The sequence below is a fragment of the Verrucosispora sp. NA02020 genome, from assembly GCF_013364215.1.
Classification (GTDB): domain Bacteria; phylum Actinomycetota; class Actinomycetes; order Mycobacteriales; family Micromonosporaceae; genus Micromonospora.
Genome location: NZ_CP054923.1, coordinates 6460391 through 6476144 on the forward strand (window position 1 = coordinate 6460391; position 15754 = coordinate 6476144).

The 15754-nt window shown below is 72.9% G+C and carries 12 protein-coding genes and 1 pseudogene; 2 read left to right on the plus strand and 11 right to left on the minus strand.

The features are described from left to right. Window positions 1-60 precede the first annotated feature (60 nt). Window positions 61-2820: pseudogene (locus HUT12_RS28845) on the minus strand (NB-ARC domain-containing protein); the annotation flags it as partial. Window positions 2821-3022: 202 nt separating this feature from the next. Next, the gene (locus HUT12_RS28850; RefSeq protein ID WP_131051875.1) at window positions 3023-3241 is read right to left on the minus strand and encodes a zinc ribbon domain-containing protein; all 219 of its coding nucleotides are present in this window, start codon (window positions 3239-3241) and stop codon (window positions 3023-3025) included. Between the two features lie 38 nt (window positions 3242-3279). Here HUT12_RS28850 and HUT12_RS28855 point away from each other — a divergent pair, with 38 nt between their 5' ends. Both HUT12_RS28855 and HUT12_RS28860 read left to right on the plus strand, forming a co-directional pair. Beyond that, window positions 3280-4791, plus strand: a complete 1512-nt coding sequence (locus HUT12_RS28855) for a lytic transglycosylase domain-containing protein (RefSeq protein WP_131051874.1) — start codon at window positions 3280-3282, stop codon at window positions 4789-4791. Window positions 4792-4863: 72 nt separating this feature from the next. Further along, on the plus strand, window positions 4864-5880 hold the full coding sequence (locus tag HUT12_RS28860; RefSeq protein WP_176096019.1) for a GNAT family N-acetyltransferase: 1017 nt from the start codon (window positions 4864-4866) through the stop codon (window positions 5878-5880). A gap of 31 nt (window positions 5881-5911) precedes the next feature. Here the strand turns inward: HUT12_RS28860 and HUT12_RS28865 are convergent, their stop codons facing one another. The 9 genes from HUT12_RS28865 to HUT12_RS28905 all read right to left on the minus strand — a co-directional run bounded on the left by HUT12_RS28865 (window position 5912) and on the right by HUT12_RS28905 (window position 15579). Continuing rightward, complete coding sequence (locus HUT12_RS28865; RefSeq protein WP_254876982.1) at window positions 5912-6349, minus strand: helix-turn-helix transcriptional regulator; 438 nt, start codon at window positions 6347-6349, stop codon at window positions 5912-5914. Between the two features lie 479 nt (window positions 6350-6828). Next, on the minus strand, window positions 6829-7812 hold the full coding sequence (gene hemB, locus HUT12_RS28870) for a porphobilinogen synthase (RefSeq protein ID WP_176095282.1): 984 nt from the start codon (window positions 7810-7812) through the stop codon (window positions 6829-6831). 20 nt (window positions 7813-7832) lie between these two features. Beyond that, window positions 7833-9413 (minus strand): uroporphyrinogen-III synthase, encoded by a 1581-nt coding sequence (locus tag HUT12_RS28875; RefSeq protein ID WP_176095283.1) that lies wholly within the window; start codon window positions 9411-9413, stop codon window positions 7833-7835. Beyond that, window positions 9410-10381, minus strand: coding sequence for a hydroxymethylbilane synthase (gene hemC / locus HUT12_RS28880; protein ID WP_131051882.1), 972 nt, complete (start codon window positions 10379-10381; stop codon window positions 9410-9412). Before hemC ends, HUT12_RS28875 begins: the two co-directional genes overlap by 4 nt. A 171-nt stretch (window positions 10382-10552) precedes the next feature. Then, entirely contained in the window at window positions 10553-11878 is a 1326-nt protein-coding gene (locus HUT12_RS28885) for a glutamyl-tRNA reductase (protein ID WP_131051870.1), read from the minus strand. Then, a complete protein-coding gene (locus tag HUT12_RS28890; RefSeq protein ID WP_131051869.1) occupies window positions 11875-12645 on the minus strand; it encodes a redox-sensing transcriptional repressor Rex in 771 nt (256 codons plus the stop codon). The genes HUT12_RS28885 and HUT12_RS28890 overlap by 4 nt, the downstream gene beginning before the upstream one ends. Before the next feature lie 332 nt (window positions 12646-12977). After that, window positions 12978-13655: an HAD family hydrolase gene (locus tag HUT12_RS28895; protein ID WP_131051868.1), complete on the minus strand. Its 678-nt coding sequence runs from the start codon at window positions 13653-13655 to the stop codon at window positions 12978-12980. A gap of 21 nt (window positions 13656-13676) precedes the next feature. After that, the gene (locus tag HUT12_RS28900) at window positions 13677-13928 is read right to left on the minus strand and encodes a glutaredoxin family protein (protein WP_131051867.1); all 252 of its coding nucleotides are present in this window, start codon (window positions 13926-13928) and stop codon (window positions 13677-13679) included. After that, entirely contained in the window at window positions 13921-15579 is a 1659-nt protein-coding gene (locus HUT12_RS28905; protein WP_254876983.1) for an AMP-binding protein, read from the minus strand. Before HUT12_RS28905 ends, HUT12_RS28900 begins: the two co-directional genes overlap by 8 nt. Between the last annotated feature and the right edge of the window lie 175 nt (window positions 15580-15754).

The window sequence follows — 15754 nt, forward strand, 5'->3', positions numbered from 1 at the left end:
GGTGTGCCGGTCGGCGGCGGCGGTCGACTGCCGGGGCGTCGCCCGGCCCGCCCGCGCCGCGAACCGGGCCGAGTCGCCGGTCAGGTCGGGATGCTGGACGCCGAGTGCCAACGCCACGGCCTCGTCCAGGCCCAGTTCGGAGCCTTCGCCGTACGCCTCGTCGAAGGCGACGTCGCCCAACGTCCGGCGCAGCGCCACCTGCCGCTCGTTCCAGTAGCCGTCGTAGATGCCGGTGGTCGACCGCAGCCCCGCCCGGGTCGCCTGCGCCGCACCGAACAACCGGGCCGAGGTCAGCGGTTCGCCCCCCGCGAGGCAGCGCACCGCGATCGCGTTGAGCGTGTCGCAGGCCCGACCGTGGAAACCGTGGTTCATCCGGGACCGCAACGCCGCCAGCAGGTGCTCGTGCGCGGCCACCAGGTCGCCCCGGGCCAACGCCACCATGCCGAGCAGCATGTCCACCGAACGCCGACCCCGGTCGACCGGGCGGGCCGCCTCCACCGGTCGCGCCGCCGCGAGCAGGTCGGCCGCCTCGTCCAGGGCGCCCCGCCGCCAGAGCAGCTCGGCCAGCCGGAACACCGCGAACAGCGCGTCCGACTCCACCCCCTGCTCACGGGCCCAGTCGATGACCTCCCGGCAGATCCGTTCGGCCTCGGCGAACTGCCCCATGTCCACCAGCGGCGCCGCCCGGCCGGCGAGCACCCGGGCCAGCAGCCCGGCGTCCCCGGCCTGCCGTGCCGCCGCCTCGGCCCGCTGCGAGTAGCGCAGCTCCTCGGCGTACTCGCCGTCGCCACCGGCGTGCAGCGAGTGCATGTGGTACGCCGCCGCCAGCTCGGCCTCGGGGATCACCTCCCCGGTCTCGGCGATCCGGCTGTAGAGCCGGAACAGCCACAGCCGCCCCTCCCGGGCCAACCCGCGCTCACGCCACCACTGGTCGAGGCCACCGGCCAACCGCAGGCCCGCCCGGGCACTGCCGCCGGTGGCGCACCAGCGCAGGGCGGCCCGCAGCTCACCGGCGAGTGGATCGAGCGCGTACAGCGACAGCGTCACCGGTTGGCCGTCCGGGCCCAGGTGCGCCCGTTCCAGGGCGTGCGCCGACCAGCTCACGTGCCGGTTGCGCGCGTCCCGCTCCTCACCGGCCTCGGCGAGCCGGCGGGCCGCGTACGCCCTTATCGGGTCGAGCATCCGGTACGTGCAGCCGCCGGCCTGCGGCTCCGCCAGCACCATGGACTTGTCCACCAGCACCGAGAGCGGGTCGAGCGGGTCGTCGTCGAGCAGCCACTCCACGCTGGGCAGGTCGACCGGGCCGGCGAACACCGCAAGCCAGCGCAGCAACCGCGCGGCCCGGGGACCGAGAGTGCGGTACGACCAGGTGACGGTCGCCTGCATGGTCAGGTGACGTTCGATCGCCGACCGCGCCACCGCCCGCATTGCCGGGGTCTGCGGACTCGTCCCGGTCGCCGCCGCCACCAGGTCCACGGTGTCCCGCTGGTTGCCGGAGTTGCCGTGGTCGGCCGGAGGCGGCTCCGGGTCGTCCCGACCGGCGTCCAGAGTGCCCAGCACGTCGTCGAGGCGTTCGGCGAGCTGCCCGACCGAGAGCACCCGCAGCCGCGCCGCCGCCAGCTCGATGGCCAACGGCAACCCGTCCAGCCGGCGTACCACCCGGCGCAGATCCGCCGACTCGACCGGGTCCGGACGTCGTCCACCACGGGCGGCGGCGGTCCGGTCCAGCAGCAACGCGACCGCGTCGCTCTCGGTGCCGTCCGGTGACGGGTCGACCGAGAGCGGCGGGATGCGCCACACCACCTCGCCCGGCAACGCCAGGGGTTCCCGGGTGGTCGCCAGCACCTTCACCCCGCTGCCGCCGGAGAGCAGCCGGGACACCGCCTCGGCGCAGGCCGTCGGCTGCACGTCGCAGGTGTCGAGGACGATCAGCATCCGGCGACCGGCCGCGTACTCGACCAGGGTGTCCACCATGGGACGACCCGGTTCGGGACGCAGCCCGAGCACCGCGGCGATCGCGAACGCCACCAGTCCCGGATCGGTCACCGAGGCGATGTCGACGAACCAGACTCCGTCGGGGTACTCGTCCACCAGGTCGATGGAGAGTTCCACGGCCAACCGGGTCTTGCCGCCACCACCGGCACCGAGCACGGTGACCAACCGGTGTCCGGCCACCAGCTCGCGCAACTCGGCCCGTTCGACCTGCCGGCCGACGAACGAGGTGACCGGGATCGGCAGGTTGTGCGCCACCGCGTCGGCCGTACGCGGACGCGGGAACTGCCGCTCCAGGCCGGGCGCGACGAGTTGGAAGAGGCGTTCCCGGTCGTCGAAACCGCGCAACCGGTGCAGCCCCAGGTCGATCAGGGACGCGCCGAACGGCAGCGGATCGGCGTGCCGGGCGGTCGCGGCGGAGCAGAGCACCTGCCCGCCGTGCGCGGCGGCGGCGACCCGGGCGGCCCGGTGCACCTCCGGACTGGCGTACTCGCCGTCACGCGGCTCCGCCCACCCGGTGTGCAGGCCCATCCGGACCCGGGGTGCCGCCTCCGGCGTCGGCCACTCGTGCTCGCCGAGCGCGCGTTGCGCGGTCAGGCAGGCGGTCAGCGCGGCACCTGCGTCCCCGAAGGCCAGGAAGAACGAGTCGCCCTCGGTCAGCAGCTCGGCGCCCTCGGTCGCGGCGATCGTCCGGCGCAGCAGGCGGCGATGTTCCCGCAGCACCGGGCTATACCCGGAGCCGAGCATCTGCGCCAGTCGCGTGGAGCCCTCGATGTCGGTGAAGACGAAGGTCACCCAGCCACTAGGGAGGTGGATCCGTGGCGGCATGCGTGGAACCTCCCCCCTGACCTCGGCTTCATACTTCCCGAAACCAGATCATCACGCATCGTGAGAACGGTCGGCCGAGACTCCGCCCCAAGGTGCCATCGCACCCGGCGTCCGGGCAAGACCGACATCAACCGTCCCACCACGTACGACGACCCTCCGGCCGGTCCGACCACGTCCGACCGGCCACCGTCGCCAACGGCGTTCAACAGCCGCAGCCGCCACCGCAGCAGCCGCCGCCGGAGAGCGCGGGCGGGCCGCCGGAGGCACCGGAACCCCGTCCTGTGACCGCGACCGTCGACAACAACTTCACCGTGTCGGAGTGCCCCTTCGGGCAGGATGCGGGCTCGCCCGCCTGGGCCATCGGCCGGTTGACCTCGAAGGTGTCACCACAGGCGCGGCATCGGAACTCGTACCGGGGCATGGCATCAGGGTACGACCGGACCTGACGGTGGCGGCGACATGGGTGATACTCGACGGGTGGCAGACGGCGAAGAGCGGAGAACCCTTCGACCCCTGCGACCGGCCGCGCCGGGCGCCCAAACCGGTGCCACTACGGACAGACCGGTCAGCGCGGTACCCCGGCCGCGTCGACCGTGGCTGGACTCCGGCGGACCGGCCGACGGGTCGCCCACCACCGGGGCCGACGCGGCCACCAGCGCGCCGACGATCAGGGCCGCCACACCCGCGCCCGAGCAACCGGCCGAGCCCGAGCCCACGGCCGCCGCGAAGCCCGCCGCCACGGCCGACGGGGTGCCTGCGGCCAAGCCCGACGCCAAGCCTGAGCCCGACGCGAAGCCCGAGCCCACGGCAGACGCGAAGGCTGACCCCACGGCCGAGGCCAAGCCTGCGACCACGGCTGACGGCAAGGAAGCCACCAGAGCGGTCGGCGAACCGACGGCCACGGCCGACACTCCCGCCAAGGACCCGTCAGCCAAGGCCGACAGTTCCACCAAGACCGACGGTGACCCCTCGGCCACGGCCGACCCGTCCGGGACGACCGACGGGAAGACGGGAGACGGGACGGGTACCCGGCCGCCGCGAGCCCGGCGTCGCCGGGTGCGCTTCGCGCATGCCGTACGCGTGCCGGGTCCACGGGCCGCCGCCCTCGCGACCCGGGACTGGTCGCGGCGGCCCGGCGGGCGACTGACCCTGCCCGGGGTGTTCCTGCTCGCGCTGGTCATCGCGACCGCGACGGCCGGCGCGCTGCTGGTGCCGGCGACCGTCGGCGCGCCGCGTCCGGTGGCGGCCGACGCGACCGCCGGGCCGGAGACGACCGACGGCACCACACCGCTGACCGAGGCCCCGCCGATCGGCGCCGTCCCGCCGGGCACCGGGACGCTGCCGCCGGGCGCCACGCCGTTCCCGGGCGCGACGGGTGATACCGCGCCGGTGAGCGGACGCCCCTCCGACGCTCTGGCCGGGTGGGCCAGCGACGTGGGTGCCAAGACCGGCATCGACCCGATCGCGGTGCAGGCGTACGGCTACGCCGAGCTGGTGCTCGCCGAGACCAACCGGGCCTGCGGCCTGAGCTGGACCACGCTTGCCGCGATCGGTTTCGTCGAATCCCGACACGGGCAGGCCAACAACGCGCGACTCGGGCCGGACGGCAGGGCCACTCCGGAGATCATCGGACTGCCGCTGGACGGGCAGGGCGGTCGGATGCGGATCGCCGACACCGACCGGGGCGAGCTGGACCGGGACACCACCTACGACCGAGCGGTCGGACCGATGCAGTTCATCCCGACGACCTGGGAGGAGAACGGCGCCGACGCGGACGGCGACGGGATCAAGGACCCGCACAACATCCACGACGCCGCGCTGGCTGCTGGAATGTACCTCTGCAAGGGGGGCCGCAACCTCACCGTTCCGGGTGACTGGTGGAACGCCATTTTGTCGTATAACAACGTCGGTCGGTATGCCCAGGCCGTCTTCGAAACGGCCAACCGGTACGGACAGGCCAGTCGCACGTGAAGTGATCGTCCGCGCACATTGGAGGACTGGACACTTCCCCCCGGCAGCCGTTAACGGCAAGCTAGACGCGTGATGGTGCGCGAGTGGGACCCCAGGACCGCGTCGTCCGCCGAGATCGCGTCGCTGTTGGACACGCTGAACGCGGTCCTGGCGGTCGATCTTCCGCAGGATCCGCCATGGCGGGAGAGTTCCGTGCGGGAGTACCTCACCGAGGTGATGCCCGGCGAACGACGGATCGCCTGGGTGGCCCAGGCCGAGTCGGCCGCCGACGGGACGCCCGGCCCGATCCTGGGTCAGGTGCACGTGTTGCTGCTCGGCAGCATCGGCGTGCTGGAGGTGCTGGTACACCCCGACCACCGGCGCAGGGGCCTCGGCCGTGACCTGGTCCTGCGCGCCTCCCGTCGGGTCTACCAGGAGGGCTTCGAGTCGATCGGCGTCGAGGTGGTGGGTGACACCCCGGCCGTCGCCTTCTACGAGTCGCTGGGCTTCAGCCGGGAGTACGTCGAGACCCGGAGCGTGCTCGACCTGGCCGGTGTCGACTGGACCGAGTTGGCCGAGATGTCGACCGGTGTCGGCGCCGGCTACCACGTGCAGTTCCACCCCGGCGGGCCGCCGGACGACCTGATCGAGGCGTACGCCCGGGCCAAGGCCGAGATCCGGGACGTCGAGGACGGCGAGCTACGACCCAGCTCGTACGACCCGCAGCGGCTACGTGACAGTCTCGACTGCCTGCACCGGCGGGGAATGAAGCCGTACATCGTGCTCGCCCTGCACGAGAAGACCGGCGAGGTGGCGGGCCTGACCGAGGTGGTCGTGCCGGCGCAGCACCCGACCCGCGCGGACCAGTACGACACGATCGTGGTGCAGGAGCACCGCGGCTACGGGATCGACCGCGCCATCAAGGCTCGGATGCTGCTGGAGTTGCGCTCGGCCGAGCCGCATCTGACCGAGGTCCAGACCTGGAACGCCCAGGCCAACGAGGCCATGCTCAAGGTCAACGCGGAGCTGGGCTACCGGCCCGACCGGGAGTGGTGCGAGTACAGCGTCGACGTGGCCGAGTTGGTGCACCGCCTCGACGCCGCCCGCTAAAGCTCGGGCCGCTCCGCCGGGTCGCGGTCGGTCAGTAGTACCAGGATCGGGGGTCCGGGGGCGGCGGATCGTTGCGGTACTTCGCCACCCGTACCTCCCACTGGCTGCGCCGCCGACGGGCCTCTCGCTCGAAGCGGCACCGCTTGAACGTCTCCGGCGGACGGGCGAGTCCGTAGATGTCCGCCCACCACTCGCCCGGCTTCGGGTCGAGAATCGTGTCGAGATGTGCCGGGTAACGGCGGCCAGCCCCGTCCAGGGTGTCGTCCCACACCTCCATCGGCAGGATCACGTGCCCGTCCTGGTCGACCACGACGAGGTAGAGCCCGGCGGCGCCGATCAGGCGTTCCAGCACCGCGAGACTCGGAGTCAAGGTGCCGGACTCGACCCGGGCGACGGTGGAGGGCGCCACCCTCGCGAACCGGGCCATCCGCGTCTGACTGAGCCCGACGATCCGCCGGACACGCCGCACCAGACCAGCGATGGGAAACGCGCCGAGGGTAGGGCCGCGGTCTGTGGGCTCGAAGATGGAAGACATACCGGCGACCCTCGCCGACCCCCAGAACCCGCCGCAACCCCTGTGGATAAACCTGTGGAAAACTTGCGGCAGTCCGCCCGGTTCCGCCCCTCCCGGACTACCTCATCGGCCCCTTTGCTCTGCTTCAACCCACGCAACGGATTCGGCGCGGAACTGATGCGTGGGTTGAAGCAGAGCAAAGGGCGCCAAGGGGTTACCCGGAGCCGACGGGCCAGGCCACCAGGACCGTCGGCCCCCTGCCAGGCCACCAGGACCGTCGGGACATCGGGGCGACCAGGACCGCCGGGACATCAGGAGCCGGGCCCGACCACACAGCGGAGCGCGACGAGCTCTGACCGGGACGGACCGGCCAGCAGTGCCGACCAGCGCGACCAGCGGCGCTCCGTGCCGGCCGGGCCGGGTGCCGGGAGGGGTCAGTAGCGGTCGCGGAGCAGGCCGGCCGCTTCCACGGCCCAGTAGGTGAGGATGATCTGCGCACCGGCGCGGCGGATCGAGGTGAGCGTCTCCAGCATCACCTTCTCGCGATCGATCCAGCCGTTGGCGGCGGCGGCCTCGACCATGGCGTACTCGCCGGAGACCTGGTAGGCGGCGACCGGGACGTCGACCGCGGCCCGGACCGCGGCGACCACGTCGAGGTAGGGCAGGGCCGGCTTGACCATCACGATGTCCGCGCCCTCGGCCACGTCCAGCTCGACCTCACGCAGGGACTCGCGTAGGTTCGCCGGATCCTGCTGGTACGACCGGCGGTCGCCGTCGAGCGCCGACTCGACCGCGTCGCGGAACGGACCATAGAACGCCGAGGCGTACTTGGCGGTGTAGGCCAGCACCGCGACGTCGGTGTGCCCGGCCGTGTCGAGGGCCCGGCGTACCACGCCGACCTGGCCGTCCATCATCCCGGACGGGCCGACCATGCCGGCCCCGGCGTCGGCCTGGGCCACCGCCATCTCGGCGTACGCCCCCAGCGTGGCGTCGTTGTCCACCGACCCGTCCGGCCGGAGCAGGCCGCAGTGCCCGTGCGAGGTGAACTCGTCCAGGCAGAGGTCGCTCATCACGACGGTGGAGTCACCCACCTCGGAGACCACGTCCCGGATGGCGACGTTGAGGATCCCGTTCGGGTCGAGCCCGCCGGAGCCGCGCTCGTCGCGTGACGTCGGCACCCCGAACAGCATGATCCCGCCGACGCCGGCGCGTACCGCCTCGACGGCCGCCTTGCGCAGCGAGTCGCGGGAGTGCTGAAGCACGCCGGGCAGCGAACCGATGGCCCGGGGCTCGGTCAGCCCCTCCTTGACGAACATCGGCACGATCAGCTCGGCCGGGTCGAGACGGGTCTCGGAGACCAGCCGCCGCACGGCTGCGGTACGCCGCAGCCGGCGGGGGCGGTTCTCGGGGTACGGCACGGTGCCCTCCCTGACGACTACTACCGGAACCTGAGCGCGGTCGGCCCCTGGACCTTCGAGCCACGGCGCTGCTTCGCCGGCATCGCGGCGAGCTTCTCCCGCAGTTCGACGGCGTAGCCGGCGAGCGCCTCCACCAGGTCCGGCACGGATGCGTGCGGCGGCTGGACGTCGACCCGCAGGCCGAACTCCGTCGCGGTCTCCGCGGTCTTGGGCCCGATGACGGCTACCACGGTACGCGCGTGCGGCTTGCCGGCGATGCCGACCAGGTTCCGGACCGTGGACGACGAGGTGAACAGCACCGCGTCGAACCCGCCCGACTTGATCGCGTCGCGGATCTCGGCAGGCGGCGGGGCCGCCCGGACCGTCCGGTACGCGGTCACGTCGTCGACCTCCCAGCCGCGCTCGGTGAGCCCGGCGGCGAGCGTCTCGGTGGCGATGTCGGCGCGCGGCAGCAGCACCCGGCCCACCGGGTCGAGCACCTCGTCGTGCGGCGAGAACTCGGCCAGCAGCCCCTCGGACGACTGCTCCCCGGAGGGGATCAGCTCCGGCTGGATGCCGAAGGCACGGACCGCGTCGGCGGTGGCCTCACCGATACAGGCGATCTTGACGCCACCGAAGTGCCGGGCGTCCAGGCCGTGCTCGGCGAACTTCTCCCAGACCGCGCGCACCGCGTTGACCGAGGTGAAGATGACCCAGGCGTACCTGCCGTCGACCAGCCCCTTGACCGCGCGCTCCATCTGCGCCGGGGTACGCGGCGGCTCCACCGCGATCGTCGGCACCTCGCACGGGATGGCCCCGTACGCGCGCAGCCGGGCACTCATCGCGCCGGCCTGCTCCTTGGTGCGGGGCACCAGCACCTTCCAGCCGTACAGCGGGCGGTTCTCCCACCAGCTCAGCTTGTCGCGCTGGCCCACACCCTCACCGAGGGTCAGCACGACCCGGCCGGTGAAGCCGAGTGCCGCCGCGACGAAGGAGTCCACGGTCGACGTGGTGGTGTACTGCGTCTCCCCGGTGCCGTCCCCGGTCACCCCGACGTCGGTGGTGCCGTCGACCCCGGCGGCGAGCAGCCCGTCGCGGATCGCGGCCAGATCACCGGCGTCCACCGCGAGCGCCAGCGAGCCGCGCTGCACGGCTGCGGCCAGCGCCTCGAAGTCCAGCGAGCCGACGTCCTCGACGTCGGCGGCGGTGCGTACGCCGGGCAGCGGCACACCCGCGTACGCGGCCACGCCCTCGGCCTGGCCGACGCCGGGCACCACCTCGAAGTGCGCGGCGGTACGTGCCACCGCCTGCACCTCCTTGACCACCGAGTCGTGGCCGAACGGGTCGCCGGCCACCAGGTGCACCGCGTTCTGCCCGGAGCGGGCAGCCGAGATCAGCACCTTCGCCACGTCGCCCGGCGCGCCCTCGGCGGGGGTGAACTGGGCGTCTTCCCTGGCCTCGGCCCGGACGACGTCGAGTAGCGACTCGGGGACTCCCCGGTCGTACACCACCTGGTCGGCGTCGACCAGGGCGTCGTGCGCCCGGCGGGTGAGCAGGCCCGGGTCGCCGGGACCGGCACCGACGAATGCGATCCGGCCTACGGGCTTACGGGTGCGGGTCATTCTGTGCTCCCAAATTGCTGGGTCCCCGGGCCGTCGTGTCCTTGCGGGCCGAGGATCGAGTCGGCGCCGAGGTCGAGGAGTTCGGCGGCGAGTGCCTTGCCGATCTCCGCCGCATCGGCGGGCGTTCCGGTGCGGGACAGCCGGATGTCACGGGTGCCGTCCGGGCTGATCACCGCCCCGCGCAGGTAGATCTCATCACCGGTCTCGCCCTCGGCGAGTTCGGCGTAGGCGGCGACCGGAGCAGAGCATCCGGCCTCCAGGGTGGCCAGCATCGCCCGCTCCGCGATGACCGCAGCGCGCGACGGTGCGTCGTCGAGCGTGGCGAGCAGTTCGACCAGGTCCGGGTCGTCGACCCGGCACTCCACCGCCAGCGCTCCCTGCGCGGGAGCGGGCAGCATCAGCATCGGGTCGAGCGTCTCGGTGATGACGTCGGTCCGGTCCAGGCGGGCAAGGCCCGCCCGGGCCAGGACGACGGCGTCCAGGTCGGCCTCCGGGCCGAGCACCCGGGCCAGCCGGGTGTCGACGTTGCCCCGGATGGGGGTGACCGACAGTTGCAGACCCAGCGCGTGCAGCTGGGCGATCCGGCGCAGGGCACCGGTGCCGACGTTCGCTCCGGGGGCGAGCTCGGCCAACGTCTTCCCGTCGCGGGCGATGAGCGCGTCGCGCGGGTCCTGCCGCGGCGGGACCGCGGCGATGTGCAGCCCGGCCGCGGTGGCGGTGGGCAGGTCCTTGTACGAGTGAACGGCGAAGTCGATCGTCCCGGCGACCAGCGCGTCCCGCAGCGCGGAGACGAACACGCCGACCCCGAGCCGGTGCACCGGCGCGCTGGACCGGTCGCCGGCGGTGACCACCTCGACCAGTTCGACCGGCCTCCCGGTACGGGCGGTCAGGGCCTCGGCGACCTGCCCGGACTGGGCCATCGCCAGCTTGCTGCCCCGGGTACCGAGACGCAGTGGGGCGGCGCTCATCTGGCGCTCGCTCATGCCGGCCCTCCGCTCCGCTGCGTGCCACCATGAGGCACCTTCGCACTGAGCTGACGACTCACTCGCTGGCGCTCGCTCATGCCGGCCCTCCGCTCCGCTGCGTGCCACCATGAGGCACCTTCGCACTGAGCTGACGATTCACTCGCTGGCGCTCGCTCATTGCTCACCTCCGGGTGGGGTGATGTCGGGGACGGTGTCCACCGGCGAGGTCTGCGGGACCTGGAGGTCGAAGAGCTCGCGCAGCAGGGCGGCGTACTGGTCGCCGCCGGGTTCGGCGGCGAGTTGCCGGACCCGCACGGTCGGCTGGTGCAGCAGTCGCTGGACCACCCGGTGCACGGTCCGGGCCACCTCGGCGCGCTGGTCGTCGGTGAGGTCGGGGCGGCGCTGCGCGAGTCGGCGCAGCTCGGCGGTGACCACGTCGTCGGCACGGCCACGCAGGGCGGCCACGGTCGGTGCCACGTCGGCGCCGCGCAGCCAGGTGAGGAAGGACTCGACCTCGCCGGTCACGATCCTTTCGACGGCGGCGGCGTCGGCGGCGACCGGGCCTTCGGCGAGCAGGGCCGCCATCCGGTCGATGTCGATCACCTCGACGCCGGGCAGCTCGGCCACGCCGGGCCCGACATCGCGAGGTACGGCCAGGTCCAGCAGGACCAACGGGCCGCGCTCCGGCGCACGTGCGGCCACCGCCTCGGCGACGACCGGACGGGTGAGGACCGGCTCCGTGGACGCGGTGGCGGCCACTACGATGTCCACCGTGGACAGTGTGTCGGCCAGCTCGGTGAGCTCCCGCGCGGCGGCACCGTACGACTCGGCCAGCCGGACGGCCCGGTCGGCGCTGCGGTTGGTCACGGTCACCGGCCCGGCGCCGAGCCGGGACAGCGTCGCCACGCCCAGCGAGCCCATCGCCCCGGCGCCGACCACCAGTGCGGGACGGCCGACGAGGTCGTTGCCGAGATGACCGGCGGCCAGCCCCAGCGCGGCGGTGACCACGCTCTGCCCGGCCCGGTCGATGCCGGTCTCGGAGTGGGCCCGCTTGCCCACCCGCAGGGCCTGCTGCATCAGCTCGTGCAGCAGCCGGCCGGCGGCGTCGGACTCGCCGGCCCAGTGGTAGGCGTCCCGGAGCTGCCCGAGGATCTGCGCCTCGCCGATGACCATGGAGTCCAGCCCGGCGGCGACCCGGAAGACGTGCTCGACCGCAGCGGAGTCGAAGTGCACGTAGAGGTTGTTGGCCAGCGCGGTGGGCGGGCAGCCGGCCTGCTCGGCGAGGACGGCGCAGATGTCACCGAGGCCGCCGTGGAAGCCGGAGACGGCCGCGTACACCTCCACCCGGTTGCAGGTGGAGACGAGGACGACCTCGCTGACGTACGGCTGCGCCATCAGGCGGTCGAGGGTGGCGCCGAGATCAGCCGGCGGCACCGCGAGCCGTTCCAGGGTGGCGACCGGCGCGGTGCGGTAGGAGGCGCCGACGACGATGAGTTTCACGTGCCGATCGCCTCCTGGCTCTCGGTGACCGCGAAGCCGCCCGGCAGGGCGGTGAGAGCGGACCCACCGGCGGCGGGGAGCGCGGTCAGGGCTGCCTTGCGGTGCTCGTGGAACGACAGGATCTGCAGCTCGATGGCGAGGTCGACCTTGCGGACGTCGACCCCCTCGGGAACCGAGAGTACGCACGGCGCGAAGTTCAGGATGCTCGTCACGCCGACGGCGACCAACTGGTCGGCGACCCGCTGGGCGGCGGTGGCCGGGGTGGCGATGACCCCGATGGCGACGGCCTCGGCGGCGGCGACCTCGGGCAACTCGTCGATGTCCCGCACGACGAGCCCGTTGATCTCCTCACCGATGCGGCGCGGGTCGGCGTCGAAGAGGGCGACGATCCGGAATCCGCGACCGGTGAACCCGTCGTAACCGGCCAGCGCGTGACCGAGGTTACCGACGCCGACCAGGGCGACCGCCCGACGCTGGGTGAGCCCGAGCACGTACTCGATCTGCTCGACCAGCAGCGCCACGTCGTAACCGACGCCCCGGGTGCCGTACGAGCCGAGGTGGGACAGGTCCTTGCGGAGTTTCGCGGAGTTCACCCCGGCGGCGTTGGCCAGCCCCTCGCTGGAGATCGTCTCGTGGCCGGTTTCGGCGAGGTTGTGCAGGGCACGGAGGTACTCGGGGAGCCGGGCGACCGTCGCCTCGGGCAGGTCCGGGAGCGCCGGTACGGCACCGGCGCGGCCGGGCGCGCCTGGGTGACGGTGCTGACTCATGAGACTCCGTGCGGTGCGATCCTCGACCAACTCCACCGGCCGGTCGTTTCGGGACTCCCGCTGGCGACCGGAATTGCCGGCTGTGCTAGCAGGGCGCGTCGGAATTACAGAGTAGGCGCTTGTGAAGACGTGCACAAATCGCGATCTTGTCGGCACACGCCGCGCCCCCACCAGCCCCTCCGTCTCGCAAGATCGACCGGAGACCCCTGCATCACGACTACCGGCGCGATTATTACTCAATCCCGACTTCTCTGACTAATCACACACGCCAATCATTGATCGAATGCGGAGATCGGAAGACCGCGACCACACACGGTGACACCCGTTTCGACTCAGCTGGGCGATTCCACCGTCGGCACATCGGCCAGCGCGGTGGCGAGCGTCACGGCCTCGACCAGGGTGTCGGCGACCGGGTGGCCGGAGTCCACCAGCCGGGACCGGTCGGTGAATCCGCCGCTGTAGAGCACGGCACGCCCGCCGACGGCGTGCGCCGCGTCGGCGTCGTCGATCGAGTCCCCGATCACCACCACCGACCGGCCGTCCACCCCGATCTCGGCCAGGTGGCGGGCCAGCGACTCGGCCTTGCGGTCCCCGCCGACCTGGTCCCGCCATCCGTCGACCCGGACGAACCGGCCGGTCAGCCCGTACGTCCGGACCGCCGGCACCAGCTCGTCGTGGAACCACATGGACAACAGCGACTGGCTGCCCGGCCAGGCGGCCATCGCGTCCGCGGCGTCGTGGGCCAGCTCACAGCCGGTCAACCCCCGCCGGTACGCGTCGTGGAAGATCTTGTCGAGGCGTCCGAAGTCCTGCTCGTCCACGGCCCGGCCGAGTACGTCCGCGTAGTAGTCGGCGATCGGTCGGCGGAACCGCACCCGGTGCTCGGCGACCGTCACCGACGGCCCGCCCGCGCTGCCGAAGGCGGCGTTGGTGCAGGCCACCACCAGATCGAGATCATTGAGCAGGGTGCCGTTCCAGTCCCACACCAGATGGGTGCGCGCAGGGGTCATCAGCGCACCCTACCGGCGGCCTCAGAGCTGCGGGGTGGTCAGATCCTTCAGCAGCCGCTGCTCCTCGACGCGCCAGTAGCCGTGCTCCTTGCCGTCGAGCAGCACCACCGGCAGCCGGTCGCCGTACTCCCGTTCCATCTCGGCGTCGCCGCTCACGTCCTGCTCGATCCACCGGTCGCCGGTGACCGCGACGACCCGGTCGAGGGCCGCCTTGGCGTCCTCGCAGAGGTGGCAGCCAGGTCGGGTGATCAGGGTCAGGCGGGGCTCACGCATCGGTCTCCTCCGTCGTGGCGGTGGGTCGGAGCAGGGTCTTGCGCACCTTCCCGATCACCGAGCGCGGCAGCAGGTCGACGAACTCGACGTCGGTGGGGCACTTGAATCTGGCCAGATTACGCGCGCAGTGCGCGATCAGCTCGGCACCGGTCGCCCGATGCCCCGCCGCCGCCACCACGTACGCCCGGACAGTCTCCCCGGTCCGGGGGTGCGGCACCCCCACTACCGCCGACTCCGCCACCGCCGGATGGGCGCAGAGCACCGACTCGACCTCGTGCGGGTACACGTTGAAGCCGTTGACCAGGATCAGCTCGCCGAGCCGGTCGACCAGGAAGAGATCACCGTCGGCGTCGGCGTACGCGACGTCGCCGGTGGGCCACCAGCCGTCCCGGTCGGGCCCACCCGTGCCGTCCGGCCAGTACCCGGAGAAGAGGTTCGCCCCGCGCACCACGATCTGACCGGGGTCGGTGCCGGCCACCGGGTCGGAGAGGTCCCACTCCTCCGCGTCGTCGTCGGGCGCGGCCAGGCCGTCGCGCCACAGCTCGCTCCCGTCCGCCCCGACCAGCCGCAGGTCGACGCCGGGCAGCGGGCGGCCGATCGAGCCCGGCTTCGGCTCCCCGCCGACCAGGGTCGAGGTGAGCACCGGGGCGGTCTCGGTCAGGCCGTAGCCGATCTGCACCGGCCTACCGGCGGCCTCGATGAAACGCGCCGCGTCGGCCGGGTCGAGCGGCGCCGCGCCGCAGACCACGACCCGCACCGCTGCCATCGCCTCGGCCAGCACCTCGGCGTCCGCCCGTGACCAGGACTGCACCATCGACGGCACGCCGACCAGCACGGTGGCCCGGTGCCGGGCGATCTCGGCCAGCGCCGCGTCGGCACCAAGATCGTCGACGAGTACGCCGGTCGCGCCGTGGTGCAGCACCGCACCGAGTCCGGTGTTCAGCCCGTACGCGTGGAACAGCGGCAACGCCAGCAGCACCACGTCGTCCGGCCCGACCACCGGCGGCACGATCCGGCCGACCTGGTCGTGGTTGGCCGCCAGGGCGCCGTGCGAGAGCATGGCGCCCTTCGGCCGCCCCTCGGTGCCCGAGGTGTAGAGCAGCACCGCCAGGTCGTCGGCGGACCGCGCCGGGAAGGTCTGCGGCCCCCCGTCGGCGACGGGAGGTCTGAGGTGTACGGCGCGCAGCGCGGGCAGCTCGACGTCGGCCACCAGGTCACGAAGACGTTCGGTGCCGATCAGCACGGACGCGGCCGAGTCGGCCAGCACCTGCCGCAGCTCGCGGGCCGTCAGCGTGGGGTTGACCGGCACCGCCGTCAGTCCGGCCCGCAGCGCACCGAGCAGACCGACCACGAAGTCCGGAGAGTTGGGCAGCGCCACGGCCACCCGCGCCGGTCGGCCGCCAGCGTCCGGGACCGTCTGAGCCAGCGCCCGGGCGACCCCGGTCACCGCCTCGTCCAGTTCGGACCAGGTGATCGTCCGGTCGGAGGAACACAGCGCCGGCTTGTCCGGACTACTCCGGGCCGCCCGGGTCAGACGTTCGGCGAGATTCGGCCCGGTGCCGTCGGCCACCTGCGGCCGGGCGGCAGTGCCTGCGTCCTCGTCGGCGGCGGGGTGCGACCCCGGCCCGACGGTTGCGTCTCGGTCCTGCACGGTGGCTGAGTCTGGCACAGCCGGCGCCGCCCGGCCATGCCTCCCGGGCGGTGACCGACACCGATCCGGGAACACCGGCTTGTCGTCCCGACCGGTCCGTCCCGGTACGGTCCCGATCGGACGGCATCACCTCGGCCACCGAGGACGCAGCCCGGTCCCGTGCACGGAACTCCCG